At 61.8% G+C, this 21,632-nt stretch carries 22 protein-coding genes; 14 read left to right on the top strand and 8 right to left on the bottom strand.

Going from position 1 to position 21,632, the window contains the following annotated elements:
- The first annotated feature begins 18 nt into the window (after positions 1-18).
- From nadA to nadC, 3 genes are read left to right on the top strand one after another with little or no spacing between them, the layout of a single operon-like run.
- On the top strand, positions 19-990 hold the full coding sequence (gene nadA / locus A6U98_RS31410) for a quinolinate synthase NadA (protein WP_064655039.1): 972 nt from the start codon (positions 19-21) through the stop codon (positions 988-990).
- Positions 987-2,528: an L-aspartate oxidase gene (locus A6U98_RS31405; RefSeq protein ID WP_064655037.1), complete on the top strand. Its 1,542-nt coding sequence runs from the start codon at positions 987-989 to the stop codon at positions 2,526-2,528. The genes nadA and A6U98_RS31405 overlap by 4 nt, the downstream gene beginning before the upstream one ends.
- A gap of 1 nt (position 2,529) precedes the next feature.
- Positions 2,530-3,429, top strand: coding sequence for a carboxylating nicotinate-nucleotide diphosphorylase (gene nadC, locus A6U98_RS31400; protein ID WP_064655035.1), 900 nt, complete (start codon positions 2,530-2,532; stop codon positions 3,427-3,429).
- 4 nt (positions 3,430-3,433) lie between these two features.
- Here nadC and A6U98_RS31395 read toward each other — a convergent pair whose 3' ends face one another.
- From A6U98_RS31395 to A6U98_RS31375, 5 genes are all read right to left on the bottom strand, one after another.
- Entirely contained in the window at positions 3,434-3,922 is a 489-nt protein-coding gene (locus A6U98_RS31395; protein ID WP_003553407.1) for a VOC family protein, read from the bottom strand.
- Between the two features lie 82 nt (positions 3,923-4,004).
- Complete coding sequence (locus A6U98_RS31390) at positions 4,005-5,252, bottom strand: ABC transporter substrate-binding protein (RefSeq protein ID WP_064655033.1); 1,248 nt, start codon at positions 5,250-5,252, stop codon at positions 4,005-4,007.
- A gap of 26 nt (positions 5,253-5,278) precedes the next feature.
- Positions 5,279-6,379, bottom strand: a complete 1,101-nt coding sequence (locus A6U98_RS31385) for an ABC transporter ATP-binding protein (RefSeq protein ID WP_064655031.1) — start codon at positions 6,377-6,379, stop codon at positions 5,279-5,281.
- A 3-nt stretch (positions 6,380-6,382) separates the two neighbouring features.
- Entirely contained in the window at positions 6,383-7,321 is a 939-nt protein-coding gene (locus tag A6U98_RS31380) for a carbohydrate ABC transporter permease (RefSeq protein WP_082934021.1), read from the bottom strand.
- Positions 7,318-8,190: a sugar ABC transporter permease gene (locus tag A6U98_RS31375; RefSeq protein ID WP_245304589.1), complete on the bottom strand. Its 873-nt coding sequence runs from the start codon at positions 8,188-8,190 to the stop codon at positions 7,318-7,320. Before A6U98_RS31375 ends, A6U98_RS31380 begins: the two co-directional genes overlap by 4 nt.
- Before the next feature lie 202 nt (positions 8,191-8,392).
- Between A6U98_RS31375 and A6U98_RS31370 the strand changes: the two genes are divergently transcribed.
- The 9 genes from A6U98_RS31370 to A6U98_RS31335 all read left to right on the top strand — a co-directional run bounded on the left by A6U98_RS31370 (position 8,393) and on the right by A6U98_RS31335 (position 16,560).
- Entirely contained in the window at positions 8,393-9,205 is an 813-nt protein-coding gene (locus A6U98_RS31370) for an aldo/keto reductase (RefSeq protein ID WP_064655027.1), read from the top strand.
- A gap of 130 nt (positions 9,206-9,335) precedes the next feature.
- Positions 9,336-9,776, top strand: coding sequence for a VOC family protein (locus A6U98_RS31365; protein WP_064655025.1), 441 nt, complete (start codon positions 9,336-9,338; stop codon positions 9,774-9,776).
- Between the two features lie 175 nt (positions 9,777-9,951).
- On the top strand, positions 9,952-10,971 hold the full coding sequence (locus tag A6U98_RS31360; protein ID WP_064655023.1) for a LacI family DNA-binding transcriptional regulator: 1,020 nt from the start codon (positions 9,952-9,954) through the stop codon (positions 10,969-10,971).
- Between the two features lie 24 nt (positions 10,972-10,995).
- Entirely contained in the window at positions 10,996-11,754 is a 759-nt protein-coding gene (locus tag A6U98_RS31355; RefSeq protein WP_064655021.1) for a sugar phosphate isomerase/epimerase, read from the top strand.
- Between the two features lie 222 nt (positions 11,755-11,976).
- Positions 11,977-13,962: a BTAD domain-containing putative transcriptional regulator gene (locus tag A6U98_RS31350; protein WP_156667910.1), complete on the top strand. Its 1,986-nt coding sequence runs from the start codon at positions 11,977-11,979 to the stop codon at positions 13,960-13,962.
- Between the two features lie 105 nt (positions 13,963-14,067).
- Positions 14,068-14,211: a hypothetical protein gene (locus tag A6U98_RS37395; protein WP_003548235.1), complete on the top strand. Its 144-nt coding sequence runs from the start codon at positions 14,068-14,070 to the stop codon at positions 14,209-14,211.
- A 13-nt stretch (positions 14,212-14,224) separates the two neighbouring features.
- Complete coding sequence (locus tag A6U98_RS31345; RefSeq protein WP_064655019.1) at positions 14,225-15,487, top strand: YcaO-like family protein; 1,263 nt, start codon at positions 14,225-14,227, stop codon at positions 15,485-15,487.
- Positions 15,484-16,227, top strand: a complete 744-nt coding sequence (locus tag A6U98_RS31340) for a TfuA-like protein (RefSeq protein ID WP_064655017.1) — start codon at positions 15,484-15,486, stop codon at positions 16,225-16,227. Before A6U98_RS31345 ends, A6U98_RS31340 begins: the two co-directional genes overlap by 4 nt.
- 66 nt (positions 16,228-16,293) lie before the next feature.
- Positions 16,294-16,560, top strand: a complete 267-nt coding sequence (locus A6U98_RS31335; protein ID WP_064655015.1) for a hypothetical protein — start codon at positions 16,294-16,296, stop codon at positions 16,558-16,560.
- Positions 16,561-16,641: 81 nt separating this feature from the next.
- On the opposite strand, the gene A6U98_RS31330 is transcribed toward A6U98_RS31335, so the two are convergent.
- The 3 genes from A6U98_RS31330 to A6U98_RS31320 all read right to left on the bottom strand — a co-directional run bounded on the left by A6U98_RS31330 (position 16,642) and on the right by A6U98_RS31320 (position 18,942).
- Positions 16,642-17,046, bottom strand: coding sequence for a helix-turn-helix transcriptional regulator (locus A6U98_RS31330; RefSeq protein WP_025397650.1), 405 nt, complete (start codon positions 17,044-17,046; stop codon positions 16,642-16,644).
- A 202-nt stretch (positions 17,047-17,248) separates the two neighbouring features.
- Entirely contained in the window at positions 17,249-18,085 is an 837-nt protein-coding gene (locus A6U98_RS31325) for an amidohydrolase (RefSeq protein ID WP_064655014.1), read from the bottom strand.
- Between the two features lie 71 nt (positions 18,086-18,156).
- Positions 18,157-18,942, bottom strand: coding sequence for an IclR family transcriptional regulator (locus tag A6U98_RS31320; protein WP_064655012.1), 786 nt, complete (start codon positions 18,940-18,942; stop codon positions 18,157-18,159).
- A gap of 342 nt (positions 18,943-19,284) precedes the next feature.
- On the opposite strand from A6U98_RS31320, the gene A6U98_RS31315 reads away from it, so the two are divergent.
- Together A6U98_RS31315 and A6U98_RS31310 are read left to right on the top strand one after the other, a co-directional pair.
- Positions 19,285-20,019, top strand: a complete 735-nt coding sequence (locus A6U98_RS31315) for an SDR family oxidoreductase (protein WP_064655010.1) — start codon at positions 19,285-19,287, stop codon at positions 20,017-20,019.
- A gap of 95 nt (positions 20,020-20,114) precedes the next feature.
- Entirely contained in the window at positions 20,115-21,392 is a 1,278-nt protein-coding gene (locus A6U98_RS31310; protein WP_064655008.1) for an L-fuconate dehydratase, read from the top strand.
- Positions 21,393-21,632 lie beyond the last annotated feature (240 nt).

The following is a 21,632-nucleotide window of genomic DNA, read 5'->3' as shown; positions in this document are numbered from 1 at the left end:
CATAATTAGGAGCCGGTCATGAATTATCCTGTTTCCGCATCCTCGCTCTACGAGCGCGTCAGCCGTGTCATTCCCAAAGCCGAATGGATGACCTTCGAAAATGACGTCGACGCGATCCTAGAACTCAAGCGCCGCCGCAACGCCGTCATTCTCGCGCACAACTATCAGACACCGGAGATCTTCCACGGCGTGGCCGATATCGTCGGCGACAGCCTGGCGCTCGCCCGCAAGGCAATCGAGGTCGATGCCGATGTCATCGTGCTTGCCGGCGTGCATTTCATGGCCGAGACCGCCAAGCTGCTGAACCCCGAGAAAACCGTGCTGATCCCGGATCTCGCCGCCGGCTGTTCGCTGGCGGATTCGATCACGCCCGAGGATATCGCCCTGCTGCGCCAGGCCCATCCCGGCGTGCCCATCATCACCTATGTCAACACCTCGGCCGCAGTGAAGGCTGCCTCCGACATCTGCTGCACCTCGGGGAATGCCAAACAGGTGGTGGAATCGCTCGGTGTGCCGAAGGTGCTGATGATCCCGGACGAATATCTTGCGCGCAACATCGCCCGCGAGACTGATGTCGAGATCATCGCCTGGCACGGCCATTGCGAAGTGCATGAACTCTTCACCGCCGAGGACGTGCGCCAGCTGCGCGAAAACCATCCCGGCGTAACTGTGCTCGCCCATCCCGAATGCCCGCCCGAGGTGGTCGCCGAAGCCGATTTCGCCGGGTCCACCGCTGTCATGTCGGATTATGTCGGCAGGCAGAAACCGGCGCGCGTCGTGCTGCTCACCGAATGCTCGATGAGCGACAATGTCGCCGTGCACCATCCCGATGTCGAATTCATTCGCCCCTGCAATCTCTGCCCGCACATGAAGCGCATCACGCTTGCAAATATCCGGACGGCACTCGAGGAAAACCGCCACGAGGTCACCGTCGATCCGGCGATTGCGGTGGCCGCGCGCCGCGCCGTCGAAAGGATGCTGGCGATATGACCGAGATTCTCGAGCAGCTATCAGGACGCACGGTTATCGTCGGCAGCGGGCTTGCGGGATTGATGACCGCGCTGACGCTGGCGCCTGAACCTTGCGTGATCGTCACCCGCGCGGCCCTTGGCGCGGAGACGTCGAGCGCCTGGGCGCAGGGCGGCATCGCCGCCAGCGTCGGCGCCGACGATAGCGCGGCACTGCATCTTGCCGATACGCTTGCGGCCGGCGACGGGCTCTGCGATCCGGCCATTGCCGCCGACATCATCGCCGAGGCGCCGGCAGCAATTGCCGCGCTGGAGCGGGCCGGCGTTCGTTTCGACCGGAATGCCGCGGGCGAGCTTTCACTCGGGCTGGAGGCGGCCCATAATCGCCGCCGCATCGTCCATGCCGAAGGCGACGGCTCGGGTGCTGCGATCATCGCCGCGCTGATCAAGGCGGTGATGAAAACGCCAGCTATATCAGTGCTCGAAGGTTTCGAGGCGCGGCGGATTGTGATGGATGGCGAGCAGGTCGCCGGCCTGCTCTGCGCGACCGCCAATGGCGCCGCCATTCTGCCGACTTCGAGGGTGGTGCTCGCCACCGGCGGCATTGGCGGACTTTACGACGCGACCACCAATCCAATGGGTAACTTCGGCCAGGGGATCGCGCTTGCAGCAAGGGCCGGTGCCGCGCTTGCCGATATGGAATTCGTCCAGTTCCATCCAACCGCACTCGATTCACGCCGCAGGCCGCTGGCGCTCGTCAGCGAGGCAGTGCGCGGGGAGGGGGCTTTGCTCGTCAACGAACGAGGCGAACGGTTCATGGCCCGCATTCCAGGGGCTGAACTTGCCCCGCGCGACGTGGTGGCGCGGGCGATCAGCGCCGAAATCGCCCGGGGCGGACGAGTCTTTCTCGATGCCCGCGATGCTATCGGCAGCCGCTTTGCCACGCGCTTTCCTGTCATCTCGACCCTTTGCGGCGAGGCCGGCATCGATCCGGCGAAAGACCTCATTCCGGTGCGACCCGCCATTCACTATCACATGGGCGGCGTGGCCACGGATGCAAATGGCCGCAGCTCGGTTCCCGGTCTCTGGGTTGCGGGAGAGGCGGCCTCAACCGGCCTCCACGGCGCAAACCGGCTTGCCAGCAATTCGCTGCTGGAGGCGGCTGTCATGGGCATGCGGGCGGCACGCGACATTTCAGGCATGCCCGCAGGTGGTACCGGCACCATTTCCGCCGGAAGTCTCCCGGCGCCGGCCGATGCGTCATTCGTGCGGCCGATCGTCTCGCGCCATCTCGGCGTGCTGCGTAATGCCGGCGCCCTTCATGGCGCGATCGCCGCCCTGCTGCCGCTTGCCGAAGGCAACGGCCCTGCCGCCGATCCGGCCATCGTCGCGCTCTCGATCGCCGTCTTTGCCAGCCTGCGGATGGAATCGCGCGGCGCCCATGCCCGCACCGACTTTCCGCTGAAGCTCGCCAACGCCAACCGGCGCCAGATGTGCCTTTCCGACGTTCTGGAGATCGCCCGCGCGACGCCGCCCTACGCCCTTGCAAGGAGTGCCTGAGATGAGCCTCGTTCCCCTTTCACGCCTGATCGTCGAACCCTTGGTGCGGGCAGCCCTGCTCGAAGATCTCGGTCTTGCCGGCGATATCACCTCGGCCTCCGTCATCCCTCGCGATCACCGTTCGACGGTGGTGATGGCGGCCCGTCAGCCAGGCGTGATTGCCGGTCTCGATGCGGCCGAACTCGCCTTCGCCCTCGTCGATCCAGAGATCGTCATGCGCCGCCATCTCCAGGACGGCGACGCGGTAAAACCCGGCGACGCGATCGCCACCATCGAAGGCCCGTCGCGTGGCCTGCTGAGCGCCGAGCGCACCGCGCTGAATTTCCTCGGTCACCTCTCTGGCATCGCCACAGTGACAGCAGGGATCGCCGCCGCCATCCGCGGCACCAAGGCTTCCGTCACTTGCACGCGCAAGACGACGCCGGGGCTGAGGGCGCTGGAGAAATATGCGGTGCGGGCCGGTGGCGGCATGAACCACCGTTTCGCGCTTTATGACGCGGTGCTGATCAAGGATAATCATGTCGCCATCGCCGGTGGGGTCGCTGAAGCGATCCGCCGGGCGCGGGCAGGCGTCGGCCACATGGTGAAGATCGAGGTCGAAGTGGACACCCTCGATCAACTGCGTGAAGCGATGGAGACCGGCGTCGATGCCGTTCTGCTCGACAATATGACACCGGATCAGCTGCACGAGGCCGTCGCCATCGTCGCCGGCCGAGCCATCACCGAAGCGTCCGGCCGGGTCACGCCGATAACGGCTGCCGCAATCGCCGCTTCCGGTGTCGACCTCATTTCCGTCGGCTGGCTCACACACAGCGCCCCGGTGCTGGATATCGGGCTCGATTTCGTCGAAGCCGCGGCCGCAACGGAGGTTAGCCCGAAACGGATTGCACAGGCGCTGTGATCCCTCAGGCCTGCTTCGGCTGGACCTCTTTGTCGCTGTCGAATTCCAGCAGTTCGATCATCACGCCGAGATCGGGCACCGTGTCGTAATAGGCATAGCGCCCGTGGCCACCGTCGAATTCGCCACGCTGGAGCAGACGGTGGCCCTTGTCCTCGAGATAGCGATTTCGGTTAGTGAGGTTCTTCGTCTTGAAGGCGATGTGGTGACAGCCCGGCCCCTTCTCCTCCAGCAGGTCACGCCAGGCACTTTTCTCCGGGCCGGGCTGCAGGAATTCGACGTCGATATTGCCGAACTTGAACATGATAATGCGGCAGCCGACCTCGGCGGGCTTGCCGTTGTAGATCGCCTGCGCCTCATCCGGCTCGGCGGCTTTGCCTTCCGGCGGCACCGGCTTGCCGGTCAGTTCCGAAAACCAGGCGGCGGATTTCTGCACATCGTCGGTCACGAAGCAGATCTGCATGACGGCATCTTCATCAAGCAAACGCTTGTCCATCGGTATTCCTTTCTGCAATGGGGTTAGGACGGCCCGCCGTTTCGGAAACGGACCGCGCCTTCGGGAGAAACCTCGAGCCGCTCTAGCCGAGAATGGTCTTGTAGTTTTCCTTGATCTTGGCGATCGCGTCGTCGACGCTCATGTCGGGATCGCTCCAGAAATTGAAGGCCACGTCCCAGATCGAGTTCTCCCAGTCGGCGTCGCTGATGGCGTGCGGGTTCTGTACCTGATGCTTCGGATCGGCAACGATGCGCAGCACTTCCTTGGAGCAGGCGTCGAGACTGTCCTGCGGCGCATCGAGGCGCACCGGGGTCGAGCCCTTCGCTTTGGCAAATTCGGCCTGGACATTCGGATCGACGACGATCGAGGCAAAGTCGAGTTCGGCCTTGTCCTTGTCAGCAGGCTGGCCGCCAAGCAGGCCCCAGCTGTCGACGCTGGCAGCCACGGCTTTGGCGCCGGGGATCTGGATGCAGCCGAAATCCTTTCCAGCGGTCTTGCCGGCCGCCAGCCATTCGCCCTTCATCCAGTCGCCATGGATCTGCATCAGCGCCTTGCCTGTTATGACGAGGTTGGTGGTGAGGTTCCATTCGCGGTTGGCCGAGCCTTCGTCGGCCGCCTGCTGGAATTTGCGCAGATAGTCGAACACCTGGCGGAATTCCGGCGTATCGAAGACGGCGGGATCGGGCTTTTCGCCATAGATCTTGTTGAAGAAGTCCGGTCCGCCGATCGTCGCGGCCAGAGCATGGGTGAGGTAACCCACCTGCCATTGCTGGCCGCCGACGGCCAGCGGAATGACGCCCGCCGCCTTGATCTTGTCGAAGTCGGCAAACATTTCGTCGAGCGATTTCCAGGCCGCCGGATCGATGCCGAGCTTCTTGGCGACATCCATATTGTAATAGACCATGCCATCGATGTGCAGCGCGGTCGGCACCTTCATGACCTGGTCGTCGACAACCATCGAATGGGCCACCGCATCCGGATACTTGTCCGGGTAGCCATGGTCCTTGAAGAAATCCGTCAGCGGCCGGCCGAGACCGGCTTTCGTCAGATCGCGATAGACGCCGGGATTGGACTCCATGAACAGGTTCGGCGGGTTGCCGCCGGCAACGAGGTTCATCAGGTTGACGTTGGAGCCGGTATCATGCGGGATGGCGATATCGGTCCAGCTGTCGCCTTTGGCCTCCAGGTTCTTCTTGAGGACGTTCAGTGCCGCCACTTCAGGCGGCGCCGACCAGGTGTGATAGATCACGAGATCGGTCGCTTGCGCGCCGATGGGAGCGGCGCCTGCAAGCATTGCGGCGGTGATGCCGGCAAGTATCCTGTTTATCATTTCCATTCCTCCCTTTGGTTGCTCATTCACATGCGTCGCCCGGTGCGGGCGTCGAAGACATTGACCTTGCCGCGCGGAAAATCGGCGCGCAGCTTCTCGCCGGCGCTGAAGCCGGCTGCGCGGTCCGGATCGACGCGCAGCGCCAGCAACTGATCACCGAAACCGAGATAGGCGGTGGCGTCGGAGCCTGTGCGTTCGGTATGTCTGAGCGGCAGCTCGAAGCTTGCCGCTGCGTTGGCGACCGGCTGATCGGCGACGACGAAATGTTCGGGCCTGAGGCCGATGACGACCTCGGCACCGCTTTCCGGCCGCTGCGCAAAACCATAGTCGCCGAGATCGATGGTATCGCCGGTATCGAAACCCGCCTTGACGCAATGGCCATCCACCTTCAGCCGCGCCGGGCGGAGATTCATCGCCGGAGCGCCGATGAAACCGGCAACGAAAAGATTGGCGGGTTTGCCGTAAATCTCGTCGGGTGTACCGAATTGCTGGATGAGGCCGCCATCCATCACCGCGATCTTCGTCGCCATGGTCATCGCTTCGATCTGGTCATGGGTGACATAGACGACGGTCGGCTTCAGCGTGTCGTGCAGCTTCTTGATCTCCAGGCGCATCTCGGTGCGAAGCTTCGCATCGAGATTGGACAGCGGCTCGTCGAAGAGGATGACGCCGGCCTGCTTGACGAGCGCCCGGCCGATGGCGACGCGCTGGCGCTGGCCTCCGGAGAGCTGCCCGGGCTTGCGGGCAAGCAGCGGCTCGATCTGCAGCAGCTTGGCGGCAGCGGCGATGCGCTGCTCGACCTCGGCCCGCTCGAGGCGGCTCGCGGCAAGGCCGAATTTCAGGTTTCCGTAGACGGTCTTGGTCGGGTAGAGCGCATAGGACTGGAAGACCATGGCGAGGCCGCGATCCCTGGGATCGAGATCGGTGACGTCGCGCTCGCCGATCATGATGCGGCCGTCGGAAACTTCGAGCAGACCGGCGAGCAGGTTGAGCAGGGTGGTCTTGCCGCAGCCGGAAGGGCCGAGCAGCACCAGGAAATCGCCATCCTCGACCGCAAGATTGAGATCGTCGAGGATCGTCACCGCGCCGAACGACTTGACGATATGTTCGAAGGAAACACGCGGCATGGGTCAACCCTTGATCGCGCCGGCGGTGATCCCCTGAACGAAGAACTTGCCGACGAGGAAATAGATGACGAGGGGCGGAATGGCGGTGAGCAGGGCGGCCGCCATATTGTCGTTATAGGCGACGACGCCTGTGGACACGGTGATGAGATTGGCGAGGATGACGGTCATCGGCTGGGTGCCGAGGCCGCCGAAGGTGACGCCGATCAGATAGTCGTTCCAGATCGAGGTGATCTGCAGGATGAGCACAACGATCAGGATATTGCCCGACATCGGCAGGATGATCTCGATGAAGATGCGCCAGAAGGAGCCGGAATCGATGATCGCGGCCCGCATGATCTCCTGCGGAATGTCCTTGTAGTAGTTGCGGAAGATCAGCGTCAGCACCGGCATGGCGAGCACGGCATGCACCGCGGCGATGCCCCAGAGCGTGCCATAGATGCCGATCGACGCGGCGATGCGGATCAGCGGATACATGATGACCTGGAAGGGCACGAAGGCGCAGATGAAGAGCAGGAAGAGAAAGGCATTCGCCCAGCGCACATTCCAGAGCGCCAGCGCATAACCTGTGACGATCGACAAGGCGATCGACAGGATCAGCGAAGGGAAGAGGATCAGCACCGAATTCCAGAAGCCGACCTTCAAACCGTTGCAGTTGATGCCGGAGCAGGCCTTGTTCCAGGCGTGGTCCCAGGCCTCGAGCGTCCAGACATGCGGCAGCGAGAAGATCGCGCCCTCGCGGATCTGGTCCATCGTCTTGAACGAGGTGACGACGACGACATAGAGGGGCACGCAGAAGAACAGCGCGCACATCGTCAGGAACAGCAGTATGGCGATCGAGCGTCCGGGGATGCGTTTCTTCTTGCGGGGGAAGAAGGGCTGGCGCGGGCCGGGTGAAGCGTTCGCCGCATCTTCCAGCACTGCTGCTTGCGTCACCATCGTCATCGCGATCCCCCGTTCGCCCGGCGCTGTTGCCAGGTGGTGATCAGCACCAGCGGCAGGAAGATCAGCGCGGTGATGACAAGCATGGTGATCGCGGCAGCCGAGGCGTAGCCGATATTGCTCTTGGCCGAGAGCGCGTTGATGGTGAAATAGGCCGGAACCCAGGTGGAATTGCCAGGCCCGCCATTGGTCATCGCTACGATCACGTCGTAGGCCTTGATGACACCGAGGGAGAGCAGGATAGCGCAGGTGATGAAGGTGAACTTCATCATCGGGATGATGATCTCCAGATAGAGCCGCCAGAAGCTGACGCCGTCGAGGCGCGCGGCACTCCAGATTTCGGTGTTGATCGATTTCAGGCCTGATAGCATCAGGGCCATGTAGAAGCCGGAGCTCTGCCAGATCGAGGCGAGAATGATCGCATACATGGCGGTCTCGGGGCTCGCCAGCCAGTTGAAGCTGACCGAAGTGAAGCCAAGACCATGCAGGAAATTCTGAAGCCCGAGCTGCGGATTGAAGATCCAGCGCCAGGCGGCACCCGTGACGATCAGCGAGACGGCAAGCGGGTAGAGGAAGACCGTGCGGAAGAAGCTCTCGCCGCGCCATTCGCGATCGATCATCGCAGCGAGGATGAAGCCGAAGACGATGGCAAGGGCGCTGCCGATGCCAAGAATGACCAGGTTGTGCAGCGAGATCGCCCAGCCGGCATCGTTGAACAGCCGCTCATACTGGCGTGTCCACTGGCTCCAGTCGATCTCATATTCCGGAACGCGGCGGCTGCGCGTCAGCGAAAGCCATGCCGTCCAGCCGATCGCGCCGATGAATGCGACGAAGGTGACGGCAACAGCCGGCGCAAGAGCCAGCTGGGGCATCAACCGGCTCCAGCGTAGTTGCATCTCTTCCTCCCAGACCAACGCTCCCACATTGGACCAAACCTTAACAGGCTTGTATTATCGTTAAACTAAGATCAAAAATGGGCATACGTCAACAGACGATTTTCGCCCAATATCGCTCGGAACTGGCCATAAGCTCGGCCAGGCCGGCCGGACGCGACCGGAAGGAAAGAGAATTCATATGGAAAATCAGCAACTTATACCGCAATTGGGTTTCGGCACCTATGGCCGCAACGGCAAGGAGGGCATAGACGCCATCCTCTGCGCGCTGGAGACGGGCTATCGGCACCTCGATACCGCGCAGACCTACGACACGGAATTCGAGACCGGCGAGGCGCTGCGCCGATCCGGCATTGCGCGGAGCGAGGTCTTCATGACGACGAAGATCTCGACCGATCATTTCGGCGAAGGCAAGCTCATCCCTTCGCTCGAAAAGAGCCTGGAGGCGATGCACATTGACCGGGTCGACCTGACGCTCATCCATTGGCCGGCGCCCAACGGCGCCATTGCCCTTGAGGTCTATCTCTCGCAGATCGCCGAGGCGCAGGAGAGGGGGCTGACGCGGCTGATCGGCGTCTCCAACTTCACCATCGCGCTACTGCAACAAGCAGAAGCCATCATCGGCAAAGGGCGTATCATCAACAATCAGTTTGAACTCAACCCACTGATACAGAACAAGAAACTCGCAGATTACTGCCAGCGAAACGACATCCTCGTCACCTGCTATCTGCCGATCGCCCGCGGCACGCTATCCGGGGATCCCGTGCTCAGCTCAATCGCCGGCAATCACGCTGCCACGGTCGAGCAGGTGATCATCGCCTTCGAACTCGCCAAGGGCTATTGCGCCATTCCGACGTCGAGCCGGGCCGAACGCATCCGTTCGAATTTCGCCGCCGGCAAACTGCAGCTGAAACAGGAGGAGATCGCCCTCATAGAGATGCTCGACCGCAACCAGCGCACCATCGATCCCGACTGGGGGCCCGATTGGGATTGAATCCGCCGACGGTTGACAATTCCGCGCGCTGCGTACAATTGTGATTCTGTATTATCGTTAATGCAAATTGGCTTCTGTTGATCGGAACGCTGTTGACGGCGGCGACCGACGTTGCCCGTGAGGAGGAAACATGCTTGGAATTACCGGCTACGGCCATGTCGCCATCAAGGTCAAGGACCTCGAGGCGTCACTCGATTTCTACCGCGACCGCCTTGGTTTTCCTGAGATGCTGCGCCTGAAGAACGACGACGGCTCGACCTGGCTCGTCTATCTGCGCATCACCGACGACCACTATCTCGAAATCTTTCCTGGCGCAGAAAACGACCGGGCGCCCGGCTGGAACGCCAACGGCGTCAACCACATGTGCTTCACCATCGAGGATCTGGATGCGACGGCGGCGAGGATCCAGGCGGCCGGCATCAAGCTCACGGCCGAGATCAAGCCGGGCCTCGACGGCAATCGCCAGGCCTGGATCGAGGATCCCGACGGCAACCGCATCGAGCTGATGGAGATGCATCCGGACTGCCTGCAATATCAGGGCATCAAACGGCTGCATGCCGAAGGAAAATAAAGGGGATCGAGGAAAGCCGTGGGGCGGCAATCCCGCGGCTTTCGCTTCCGCTTTCCCCGGAAAGCTTCCGCTCCCCCGGGCGGAGACTTTCACTTTCCCGGTGGAAGCTTTCGCTTTCCACGGGGGAAGGTTATGGAAGGAAGATTAAGCATCAGGACATATAGCCGCCCTCACGATGACCAGATCGAGCGTCCGCCTCAAAGACATTGCCGACAAGACCGGATTCTCCGTGAACACGGTCTCGCTGGCGCTTCGCGGCAGCCCGCGCATCCCGGAGGAAACGCGCCAGCTGATCCGCAACATCGCCGAGGCGCTGAATTACCTGCCGAACCACATCGCCCAGTCGCTGGTCAGCCGCGAGACGAAGACGATCGGCCTTATCCTCACCGACATCACCAATCCGACGCTGATGCGCACGGCGCAGGCGATCGAACTGGAGCTGGCCGACAGGGGCTACGGTACGCTGTTTGCCACCTCCAACAACGATCCGGAGGAGGAGATCAGGGCGCTGGAAATGTTCCGCTCGCGCCAGGTCGACGGCATGCTCATCTATCCCCGCAGCCATCGCAAGCTCGATCATATCCGCAAGATCCGCCAGTCGAACTATCCGATCGTGCTGCTCGTCGGCGATCCGGATTCCGGCATCGACGCGGTCTGCGTCGATGAGAGGCGCGGCGCCTATAAGGCGACGCGGCACCTGATCGACACCGGCCATCGCAGGATCGGCATCATCGACAGCGCCAATCCGCTCGGCAATCTGGAAAAGAGCGAAGGCTACCTGCAGGCGCTTTCGGAAGCCGGCATCGCCTTCGAGCCGGTGCTGACGGCCGACCCGCAGGGCCATTCGGTGATGAAGGGCTATTGGGCAATGGACCAGCTGATGAGCGCTGCCAATCGGCCGACCGGCGTCTTCGCCGCCAATGATTCCCTTGCGATCGGCGCCTTGCGCTGGTGCCAGAAGAACGGCGTGAACGTGCCGAAAGATGTCGCCATCATCGGCTTCGACAATATCGAATTCGCCGAACATGCCGCAACGCCGATTTCGAGCGTCAACTACGCCGTCGACATCGTCACCGAGCTTGCCGTCGAGCGGCTGATGCGGCTCGTCGCCGCCAAGGACGGGCTGCCCGACCCGCGTGTCACCATGATCGAGCCGGATCTCGTCATCCGGGAAAGCACCACCGGCCGAAGCTGAGGCCGGCACGAAAGGAGCAAAGACTTGACCTATCCGATCTCCTACCAGCTTTACTCCTCGCGCAATTTTCCGCCACTTTTTGCCCAGTTTCCCGAGCTGAAGGCTTTCGGCTACGACGCGATCGAGCCCTGGCTTCCGGCTTATGAAGCCGATCCCAAGGCTTTCCGCACGGCGCTCGACGATGCTGGACTGAAATGCCATTGTTTTCACATGCCGCTGAAGGGGCTGGTCGAGGAACCGCAGCGCTTCATCGACATCGCGCTGACGATGGGCGCCACCATCATGATCCCGCCCTATGTGGCAGCCGAAGAGCGCGGCACGACGGCGGATTATTGGAGGAGCCTGGGCGCGCAATTGGCCGAAGGCGCTGAGCAGGCGGCGGAACACGGGCTCAAGGTTGCCTGGCACAATCACGATTTCGAATTCTTTGCGCTGGCCGACGGTTCGCGGCCGATCGACCATATCTTCGATGGTGGCGGCGACACTGTCTGGTTCGAGATCGATTGCGGCTGGATCACCCGCGCCGGCGCCGATCCGGCGGCCGAACTGAAGAGATTCGCCGACCGCATCGTCGCTATCCAGATGAAGGACATGGCACCGAAGGGCACCACGACGGAAGACGGTTGGGCTGCGACCGGCGACGGCATCATCGACTGGGAAAAATTCGTACCACTCTTCCGCGAGACAAAGGCTGAGCATATCGTCACTGAGCATGACAATCCGGCCGACTGGCGCCGCTTTGCCCGACGTTCGATCGAGCACATCAAGGCGCTCGGCCTTTAACGCGGCAGCGATTTGGTCGGGAAAAGCGGGGGATGGGGACCATCGGCAGCGGAAATAACTTGCCGCCACGACAGGCAAACCGCATCTTCACGAAAGTGTTGGTAAAGCATTGCCTCCCCGTGTGGCGCGAGAATATGCAAATATTCGATGAAACTTCCTCTTTTTAAAGCAAAACCGCTATGCGTCGGCCTCTAATGGCTCTAACATAGTTTGGACTGGCCGGTGCGCTTGTGCGCCTTGGCTTTCAGGGGTGAGAACCGAGATGCGACGGACATCCGGCAGATGCTGACGAACAGGCTGTGCCTGCTCGGAAGACCGAGATTGCTGGCGGCGGGGAAGGAACTCCCCTTGCCGGAGAAGTCTTATTTTCTCCTCGCCATGCTCGCCGCCGAACCCAATTTAGAACTCGACCGCGAAACCGTCAGGCGACAGCTCTGGCAATCGGAACTGCCGGAAAAACGGGCTGGCAGCCTGCGCCAGCTGCTGGCGCGCATCGAACAAAGCGTTCCCGCCGGCCTTCCACCGCTGCTTGCCCCGACCCGAACCCACATCGGCCTTGCAGATGGCTGGGAGGTCGACGTTCATATCCTGAAGCAGAAAGGGCCGCTCGCACCCGAAGACCTCCTGAACGGCGAATTGCTCGAAGGCGTCAAATCGCCGACGCAGGGCGCCGAGGACTGGCTGACCTTTGAGCGCCAGCGTACCGACGAGCTGCGCTCCGCCCATCTCACCCGGCTGGTCGAGACATCGGAAGGCAGATCTGATGAAGAGCAGGTCACGCTTGCCAGGCGCCTGCTGGAACTCGACCCTGCCAGCGAGACGGCCTATCGCGCCTTGATGCGCACCTATGTCAGGATGAACGATCCGGCAGCGGCGCGTCAGGCCTATCTGAAGTGCAAGAGCCAGCTGAAGGACGATTTCGACACCGAGCCGGAAGAAAGCACCACCGCTCTTGCCCGCGAACTTAACCTGGTGCCGGCAGCACAGGCGACATCGGGACATCCTCAGTCGGCGCCCAACCTTTCCGTCGGTCCGCTTGGTCAGCCGCGTATCATCATCCTGCCGCCGGAAAGCATCTTCACCGATCCGCTGATGGAGCGCGTCGGCAGGGCGCTTCTCGAAGACGTCACCATCGGCCTCAGCCAGCAGCGCGGCTTCAAGGTGATCGCCGCGCATACGAGCCTGGAGATCCTCAGCCGTTCGATCGATCCGTCGCGTGCCGTGCCCGGTCCGCTCGACCTCAGCTTCGACTATGCGGTCTACGTCACCATCCAGGGCCGCGACGAGGATGTCTATGCGACCTGCCGGCTGACGCGGACGACGACCTCGGAAGTGATCTGGGCCATCGAACTGCCGCTGGTCATGCAGAAGATCAGTGAATCCTTCGCGCATCTGACGCGACGGATAGTCTCCTCGCTCGCCGACACGATCGAACGTCACGAACTGGCGATGCCGATCGGCGAGGCGCCGCCGTCCGCATACCGTCTCTACCTGGAAGGCAAGCGGCTGATCGCCCAGACCGACCTGCAGCATCTGCGCCAGGCGCGCAAATGGTTCAAATCCTCGCTCAATCGTTACGAACATTTCTCTGCCGCCCATGCCGGCATGTCGCGCGCGCTCGGCATGGAATGGCTGATCCGCGGCATGCGGGACAAGGAATTGCTCGACGAGGCGAACGGTGCTGCCCGGCAGGCGCAGCAGTCCGACCCGAACAGCGGCCGGGCCTACCGCGAGCTCGGCTTCGTGGCGCTCTATCGCCGCCGCTTTGACGAAAGCCTGGAATATTTCCAGCAAGCTCAGGATCTCAATCCTAACGACGCCGACATCCTCGCCGACTATGCCGATGCCCGGTGCCACAATGGCGACTTCGACGAAGCGCTGGAGCTGAATAAGGCCGCCTTCAGGCTCAATCCCCTGCCGCCTGACTATTACTACTGGAATCTCGGCGGCATTCACTTCGACCGCGGGGAATATGAAAAGACGATCGAGGCGCTTGAGCCAGTGAGATCAAAGCAGGCGACGGCTCGCTTGCTCGCCGCCGCCCATGCCATGGCAGGCGACATGACGAATGCCCACACATATGCAAAGGTGGTTCTGGAAAGTTTCCCGGATTTCCGGTGTGAGGATATCCGCCATTTCGTTCCTGATCGCGACCCCCGCTACACGGAATCGCTGATTCATGGCCTGCATCTGGCCGGACTTCCCTGATCCATTGCCTTTTAAATAAGCCTGTAACGCTTAAATGACGCAGGCAATGTTCCTCTCCGACGGTTAACGGCAGCCTCCCGCTGCCTTCCCTATCGGAGATGGAAAATGAAAACCAACGTTGAAACCAATGCCGCAATTCTCTCTCAGCCGCGTTTCTCGGCTGCAGCCAAGGCCGCGATGAAGCAGGACGAACTCAACATCGCTCCGAACGGTCTCGAAAACCTCACACATGCCCTGAAGTTCCGCTAAGGAACAAATCGGCATGTCCGCTTTCACCGACCTTGAAACGCTTGCCGGTGACCTTAAACGATCATCGGCCGGTGTCAGCGATTATCATGACCGCGCCGTCACGCCGGCGCAGACCTTGGCGGCCATCAGGCCCCATCTGCGCGAATTCGGCATCACGCGCGTCGGTCTGCTGACCGCACTCGACGTTCTGAACATCCCTGTCGCCTTCGCAACAAGGCCGAACAGCCATACGCTGTCGGTCTTTCAGGGCAAGGGTATCGACAATGATGCCGCCATGGCCTCGGCGGCGATGGAGGCGGTCGAGACGCGGATCGCCGAAATTGCCCCCGCCGACCTGACGCAGGCGACGGTCGAGAGCATGCGGGCGGAGCGTGCCGCCATGATCGATCTCGACAATGTCGCACGCTGCGCGCCCGACGAGATCGGCAGCAGTCCTATTCCCTGGTGCACGGGGTTCGACGTCCTTTCCGGCAGCAGCGTCTTCGTGCCCTGGTGGCTTGTCGGTCTCGACCATCGCGGCGAGAGGCCGCCGGGCTTCGAGCAGTCGAGCGATGGGCTTGCCTCCGGCAACACGCCGTCCGAGGCGGTCCTGCATGGACTTTGCGAGTTGGTGGAGCGCGACGCCTGGGCCTTGACCCAGCTGAAATCGCCCGAGCGCCTGAAGGAGAGCCGCATCGACCCCGCCTCCTTCGGCGATGCGGTCATCGACGTCATGACCGACCGGATCACCCGGGCCGGCATGAAACTGCTGCTCCTCGACATGACGACGGATATCGGCGTTCCCGCTTTTCTGGCGGTCATCATGCCAGGCAACCTTTCCGACCGTGTCGACGCGCGCTGGTCGCATGTCTGCGGTGGCTGCGGCTGCCATCCCGATCCCGTGCGCGCCGCGCTGCGCGCCATCACCGAAGCGGCGCAGAGCCGGCTGACCGCGATTGCCGGCAGCCGCGACGATTTCTCGCCGCGCATCTATCAGCGGCTCGACAGGAGTGCGGCGATGCAGCAGGTGGTTGAACTCTGCGAGGGCAGCGGCCGGATGCGCTCGTTCCAGGCCCGCGATCGCCGCCCGGCGACGATCCAGGACACCATCGGCCATATTTCCGAGCGGCTGGCGGCGACCGGTATCGAGCAGATCGTCGTCGTGCCGTTTCCGCACCCGGCCCTGCCGGTCTCCGTCGTCAGGGTGATCGTGCCGGGACTGGAGGTCGATATTTCAGGCCAATACATCCAGCTCGGCCTGCGCGCGGTCAACACCATGAGAGGAGCCGAATCATGAAAGTGCTGTTCGTCGGCCCGAGCCTGGGCAGCGATCTTGCCGCGGCAAGAGCCATGTCCCCCCGCATCGATTTCCGGCCACCGGCCGCCTGCGGCGACATCCTGAAAGCCGTTGAGGACGGCGCCACCGCGATCGGTCTCGTCGACGGCTATTTCGGCGATCTGCCCTCGGTCTGGCACAAGGAAATACTTTACGCACTCGAACACGATGTCGCCGTTGCCGGCGGCGCCAGCATGGGCGCGTTGCGGGCAGCCGAATGCGCGCCCTTCGGCATGGTGGGGCTCGGCTCGGTCTTCGAAGACTATGAGTCCGGGCGGCTGCTCGACGACGAGGCCGTTGCGCTGGTGCATGCGCCGCAGGAGCTCGGCTGGCTGCCGCTTTCCGTACCCTGGGTCGATTTCGAGCCGACTATCGATGCGCTTTACGCCAACGGCGAAATCTCGTCCGGCGAGCGCAAGAAGCTGCTGCTTGCCGGCCGTTTCCTGCATTTCTCCGAGCGCACCTATGCGAAGGTGGCCGACGAGTGCCATTTCCGCAGGCCGCGCCGCGATCACATCCTCGCCGCCATCCGCGGGAACCGGGTCGAGCGCAAGCGGGGCGACGCGTTACTGGTGCTGGAATGGCTGCGCCGGGACAAATTCCGCCCTGTCAACCGTGACTGGCGCTTTGCCGCAACCTCGCACTGGGAGCTCCTGCACGCCGAAGTCACGCGCAATGCGGTTCCTGTAACGCTTGAATAACGGTCGCGGCGGAAGATGCAGTAATGATGGAATCGTAGGGTTCCACGACCAAAGAGGGCGGGAACGATGTTTGAACACCACAACGAAGCTACCGGCAGCGAATATGCAAGGATCTTCCGGCTGCTGTCGGCAGCCAAGGATGAGGCTGAAAAGCTTCAGCTGCGCAATCTGACGCATTTGACGAACATGGCGCTGCTGCAGGTCGTCATCGATTGGGACGGCATAGACCCCGACAGGGAGCTTGACGTCAATCTCGAGAAGCTGCTCGGCAGCAAAGCCAAGATCGCAATGAAGGATGCCAGCGAGAATCTAATCCTGATCGATCGCCATTGAGCCCGATCGATTGCTTTTGATCTCGATCAACCGCCATTGATCCTCATGCGGTCCGTTCGGAGCGCGTGAAGGACAACCGGTCTATTCGGCCGCTTCAGTATCCAACTGTCCGGTGTTGGCAATCGCCTGGACCAGCTTCAGGATCTTCTTGCGAAGCGCTTCGTTCTTGATCGAAAAGAACGCCGCATTGAGAAGCACGCCTTCGCGCGAAATAACGAATTCCTCGCTCGGAGCGGCGTTGTCGTTGGCTGTATCAGGGGTCGACAGATCGTCGAAAAACGTCCTGACATCGACCTTCAGCGCGCCGGCGATTTCGACCAGCATGCTGGCGGAAACGCGGTTGGAGCCCTTTTCGTATTTCTGGATCTGCTGGAACGTTACGCCCACACGATCGCCCAGTTCCGTTTGAGAAACTTTCCTCAACAGACGCTGGATGCGGATCGTCTTTCCGACGTGAACATCGACGGAATGCGGTTCTTCTTTCATCTCATTTCCCTTCTGAAGGCAGCGGACAAGGGGTTATTCGCCATATCCGTGTCAACAACTTTTAGCCGAGATAAATAAGGCTAGCAATTGCTTGCATGTAGATAGAGTTAAACCCGAAAATCTGGCCCTTTTTGTCCCGGAATGGTACAAAAAACATGCCGAAATGGCACATCCAGGAGACCGGTCGCTTTATTTTATGACGTCAGAGCGACCAGAGGCGCTGTGCATTGGCGAAAAGCAACTTCGAGCGCTCTGTCGCGCTCGCGCCGGAAAGCATGGCATGGGTCGCCGCAACCCAGGTAGAGAGGCCGCCACCGAGCGTGCAGACCGGCCAGTCGCTGCCCCAGACGACGCGGTCCCAGCCGAAACTTGCGGTCACATGTTCGATATAGGGTTGTAGCGTTTGCGCCGTCCAAGTCTTCGCATCGGTATAGGCGACGACGCCGGAAATCTTGCAGACGACGTTCGGCCGCCGGGCAATCTCTGAAATGCCCGCCTTCCAGGGCTCAAAGGCATCCGAGCGGATATCCGGCACGCCGCAATGGTCGAGCACGAACTGCACATCAGGCGCAAGATCGACGAGGGCGGTCACACGGCTCGCCTGATGCGGCAAGGTGCAAAGGTCGAAGGTCAGGCCGCTGCCGCCGATGCGCCTGATGTTTTCGCGAAACAGGGCGCCTTCGGAGACATCATCGGGCACGACATGCAGCACGCGGCGGAATCCCTTGACGAAGGGATCGGCCTTTTGCCGCTCGAGATAGGCGGCAAAGCCTTCCTCTTCCGGCCGGCAGGAGACGATGGCGCCGGCAAGCAGACTGCCTTCCTTTTTGGCTATGCCGGCGACGTGATCGGTCTCGGCCTGCATGGCGGCGGGATCGACGTCGACCTCCATATGCAGCACCGTGGTGATGCCGCAGCGCCGGGCCTCCGTCGCATAGGCCTCGTAGAGGAAATCATGATCGAGATCAGGCGTGCCGGAAAGCCAGGGATAGGGCAGGGCCGCTCGATCGATGATATGCAGATGGGTGTCGATGAACACGCTCTTCCTCCCAGATGGTTTCGTGAAACTATCCCTGGTGAATGGATTGTTCAAATAGAAATTCTTGGGCCTCAGGCAGGGGTGACGACATCGGCGCCGGCAAGCAGCGAAAGCTGGGCGGCGGTCTTCTGCACCAGCGTGATCGCCTGGGTGATATCGGGAGCCGACGGGGCATTCACGAGCGCGATGAAGGGGCAGGTGAGGGCGGCGATGCAGCGGCGGTCCGGTCCGAGGACGGGAGCGGAAAGATTGTAGACGCCTGAAGTCTGGGCGCTCGCCATCATCTCGTAGCCGCGCTCGCGGATCTGGTCGAGACGATCGTAGAATTCTGGCCCGAGTTCGACGTCGGCGCGGCTACGCACATGTTCCGAGATCATCATCTCCCGCTCCTCCTCGCTGCGGAAGGCCAGCAGCACATGCCCCGATCCGGTATCGAAGAGGCTGATATGGGCGCCGATGCGGATTGAAAATCCCCAATAGTCCGGCGCCTCCTGCTGGGCGATGACGACGGCAGCACCCCGATCGAAGACAGCGAGGTGATTGGCCTGGCGCGTGCGCTGGGCAAGATCGCGCATCAGCGGCGTGGCGTAAGAGGCGAGCCGGCGCACCGGCGCATGCAGCTGCGCAAGGCCGAAGAGCTTCAGCGTCAGTGAGTAGCGGTCGCCATCCAGTCGGGTGACGTAACCGCGCCGTACCAAGCGATCGAGCATGCGGTAGAATTCGTTGGGGCTGCGGTCGAGCCGCTTGGCAATATCAGCCTGGGTGAGACCGCTGTCGACGCCGGCAAGCAGCTCCAGGATATCGAGGCCCTTGTCGAGGGCAGGAGCACGATAGCGGTCGGACTCGTCGGTCTCCATTCCTTCCTCCTGTGAATACCACTCTGCATATACGCAGAACCGCAGCCGGAAAAGGAAAACTTCGCACTTGACCCTTGGCCAATCGTCTGTTTGTCTATAAACAGACAAATCATCACTGAAGAGCAGGGCGGCGACGGGAGGAGCTGCTCTGCCTTTGCAGCAGTGGCAACTCCTCCATTTAACACGGAGAGCTGCGCGCATCTTGCCAGAACCCGGTCGAAACGCGCAAAGAAGGCGAATGGCGGACGATAATGGACAAGCCGTTCCATCACGACTGAGCTTCGCCAAGACATGACCCGCACTCCATCGTCCAGCGTAGACATTCCAGAAAAGGCCCGTGATATGACAAGCAGACTTTCCGGCAAGACCGTTCTCATCACCGCCGCCGGCCAGGGCATCGGCCGGGCGACGGCGGCAGCCTTTGCCGCGATCGGCGCCAAGGTCCACGCGACCGACATCAACACCGAGGCGCTCGCGACGCTTGCCGCGGAAACCGGCGTTGCCACCCATAAGCTGAACGTGCTCGAAGAGGATGCGGTCAAGGCTCTGGTCGCCGAGATCGGAGCCGTCGACGTGCTGTTCAACTGCGCCGGCTTCGTCCATGCCGGCTCGATCCTCGAGATGAAGGATTCCGATCTCGAATTCGCCTTCGACCTCAACGTCAAGGCGATGATCCGCACCATCCGCGCCGTGCTGCCCGGCATGATCGAGCGCAAGGACGGGGCGATCATCAACATGGCCTCCGTCGCCTCCAGCATCAAGGGCGTGCCGAACCGCTTCGCCTACGGCGTCACCAAGGCGGCGGTGATCGGGCTCACCAAAGCCGTCGCCGCCGATTACGTCGGTCAGGGCATCCGCTGCAACGCCATCTGCCCCGGCACGGTGGAAAGCCCGTCGCTGCAGGATCGGATGCGGGCGCAGGGTGATTACGACGCGGCGCGCGCCGCCTTCATCGCCCGCCAGCCTATGGGCCGGCTCGGCTCGCCGGAAGAGATCGCCGATCTCGCCGTCTATCTCGCCGGTGCGACCTACACGTCGGGCCAGGCGATCGCTATCGACGGCGGCTGGACGATCTGATTTCAGCGGATGCGGCCGGCCCGGCAGTCTTGCCGGCCGGTCCGCCCACTGCAATCAGCTCTATATAATCGGCCAATATAATCGGGAGAAACACCATGACCCGCATCACCGACCTTCGTGTCTTCGATCTCCGCTTTCCCACGTCGCAAAGCCTGGACGGATCCGATGCGATGAACCCCGATCCGGATTATTCGGCCGCCTACGTCATTCTCGATACGGATGCGCCTGATCTTGCCGGCCACGGCCTGACCTTCACCATCGGCCGCGGCAACGACATTTGCTGCATGGCGATCGAAGCGATGCGCCACCTCGTCGTCGGTGCCGACCTCACAGAGGTTCTGGCCCATCCCGGCGCCTTCTGGCGGCATCTGACCAGCGACAGCCAGCTGCGCTGGATCGGCCCGGAAAAGGGCGCCATTCATCTGGCGACCGGCGCGGTCGTCAATGCCGTCTGGGATCTGCTCGCCAAGCAGGCCGGCAAGCCCGTCTGGCGGCTCGTCGCCGAAATGTCGCCGGAAGCGATCGCCGATATCGTCGACTACCGTTATCTCACCGACGTGCTGACGCGCGCCGAGGCGGTCGAGATCCTGAAGCGTGCCGAGGCGGGCAAGGCCGAACGCATCGCAATCCTCGAAAAGGAGGGTTACGCCTGCTACACGACCTCGGCCGGCTGGCTGGGCTATGGCGACGAGAAGCTGCGGCGCCTCTGCCAGGAGGCGATCGATGCCGGCTTCAACCATATCAAGATGAAGGTCGGCCGCGACCTGGAAGACGATACCCGCCGCCTGAGGATCGCCCGTGAAGTGATCGGCCCCGATCGTTACCTGATGATCGACGCCAACCAGGTCTGGGACGTCGGCCAGGCGATCGACTGGGTGAAGGCGCTCTCCTTCGCCAAGCCCTTCTTCATCGAGGAGCCCACAAGCCCTGACGATGTCGCTGGCCACCGCAAGATCCGCCAGGCGATCGCCCCGGTGAAGGTCGCGACCGGCGAGATGTGCCAGAACCGCATCATGTTCAAGCAGTTCATCGCCGAGGGCGCGATCGACATCGTGCAGATCGATTCCTGCCGCATGGGTGGGCTGAACGAGGTTCTGGCCGTGCTGCTGATTGCCGCCAAGTTCGACCTGCCGGTCTGGCCGCATGCGGGCGGCGTCGGCCTTTGCGAATATGTGCAGCATCTGTCGATGATCGATTACGTCGCGGTGTCCGGCACCAAGAAAGGCCGCGTTATCGAATATGTCGATCATCTGCACGAACACTTCCTCGACCCCTGCCGGATCGAGAACGCCGCCTACATGCCGCCCACCCTGCCGGGCTTCTCCATCGAGATGAAACCGGCCTCGATCAGCAACTATACGTTTCGAGCTTAAGGAGAGTTCGCCGCAGCTGACGTATCCGATGCCGGCCGCATGATAATTTCTTGATTCTTACAGTCTTTCCCGCCGCCGATGGGCTTCCAATCTGACGGGACTGCTCCAATTCACTTGGAGGCGGCGAAGCTTGCTTTTTAGAGCGCCGAGGAATAGTTTTGAAATGTGAATGCGGAGGGGGCCCAGCACCAGCAGGCCAGCAAATTTTATTGAACTTAGACAATAGAATGTTTGCGATCG

Source organism: Rhizobium sp. WYCCWR10014, assembly GCF_001657485.1.
Classification (GTDB): domain Bacteria; phylum Pseudomonadota; class Alphaproteobacteria; order Rhizobiales; family Rhizobiaceae; genus Rhizobium.
This window is presented reverse-complemented; position numbering and strand designations above follow the sequence as displayed.

Excerpts from the sequence above, each read along its gene's own strand:
- nadA (WP_064655039.1), top strand. The coding sequence starts at position 19 with ATGAATTATCCTGTTTCCGCATCCTCGCTCTACGAGCGCGTCAGCCGT.
- A6U98_RS31405 (WP_064655037.1), top strand. The coding sequence starts at position 987 with ATGACCGAGATTCTCGAGCAGCTATCAGGACGCACGGTTATCGTCGGC.
- nadC (WP_064655035.1), top strand. The coding sequence starts at position 2,530 with ATGAGCCTCGTTCCCCTTTCACGCCTGATCGTCGAACCCTTGGTGCGG.
- A6U98_RS31395 (WP_003553407.1), bottom strand. The coding sequence starts at position 3,922 with ATGGACAAGCGTTTGCTTGATGAAGATGCCGTCATGCAGATCTGCTTC.
- A6U98_RS31390 (WP_064655033.1), bottom strand. The coding sequence starts at position 5,252 with ATGATAAACAGGATACTTGCCGGCATCACCGCCGCAATGCTTGCAGGC.
- A6U98_RS31385 (WP_064655031.1), bottom strand. The coding sequence starts at position 6,379 with ATGCCGCGTGTTTCCTTCGAACATATCGTCAAGTCGTTCGGCGCGGTG.
- A6U98_RS31380 (WP_082934021.1), bottom strand. The coding sequence starts at position 7,321 with ATGACGATGGTGACGCAAGCAGCAGTGCTGGAAGATGCGGCGAACGCT.
- A6U98_RS31375 (WP_245304589.1), bottom strand. The coding sequence starts at position 8,190 with ATGCCCCAGCTGGCTCTTGCGCCGGCTGTTGCCGTCACCTTCGTCGCA.
- A6U98_RS31370 (WP_064655027.1), top strand. The coding sequence starts at position 8,393 with ATGGAAAATCAGCAACTTATACCGCAATTGGGTTTCGGCACCTATGGC.
- A6U98_RS31365 (WP_064655025.1), top strand. The coding sequence starts at position 9,336 with ATGCTTGGAATTACCGGCTACGGCCATGTCGCCATCAAGGTCAAGGAC.
- A6U98_RS31360 (WP_064655023.1), top strand. The coding sequence starts at position 9,952 with ATGACCAGATCGAGCGTCCGCCTCAAAGACATTGCCGACAAGACCGGA.
- A6U98_RS37395 (WP_003548235.1), top strand. The coding sequence starts at position 14,068 with ATGAAAACCAACGTTGAAACCAATGCCGCAATTCTCTCTCAGCCGCGT.
- A6U98_RS31345 (WP_064655019.1), top strand. The coding sequence starts at position 14,225 with ATGTCCGCTTTCACCGACCTTGAAACGCTTGCCGGTGACCTTAAACGA.
- A6U98_RS31340 (WP_064655017.1), top strand. The coding sequence starts at position 15,484 with ATGAAAGTGCTGTTCGTCGGCCCGAGCCTGGGCAGCGATCTTGCCGCG.
- A6U98_RS31335 (WP_064655015.1), top strand. The coding sequence starts at position 16,294 with ATGTTTGAACACCACAACGAAGCTACCGGCAGCGAATATGCAAGGATC.
- A6U98_RS31330 (WP_025397650.1), bottom strand. The coding sequence starts at position 17,046 with ATGAAAGAAGAACCGCATTCCGTCGATGTTCACGTCGGAAAGACGATC.
- A6U98_RS31320 (WP_064655012.1), bottom strand. The coding sequence starts at position 18,942 with ATGGAGACCGACGAGTCCGACCGCTATCGTGCTCCTGCCCTCGACAAG.
- A6U98_RS31315 (WP_064655010.1), top strand. The coding sequence starts at position 19,285 with ATGACAAGCAGACTTTCCGGCAAGACCGTTCTCATCACCGCCGCCGGC.
- A6U98_RS31310 (WP_064655008.1), top strand. The coding sequence starts at position 20,115 with ATGACCCGCATCACCGACCTTCGTGTCTTCGATCTCCGCTTTCCCACG.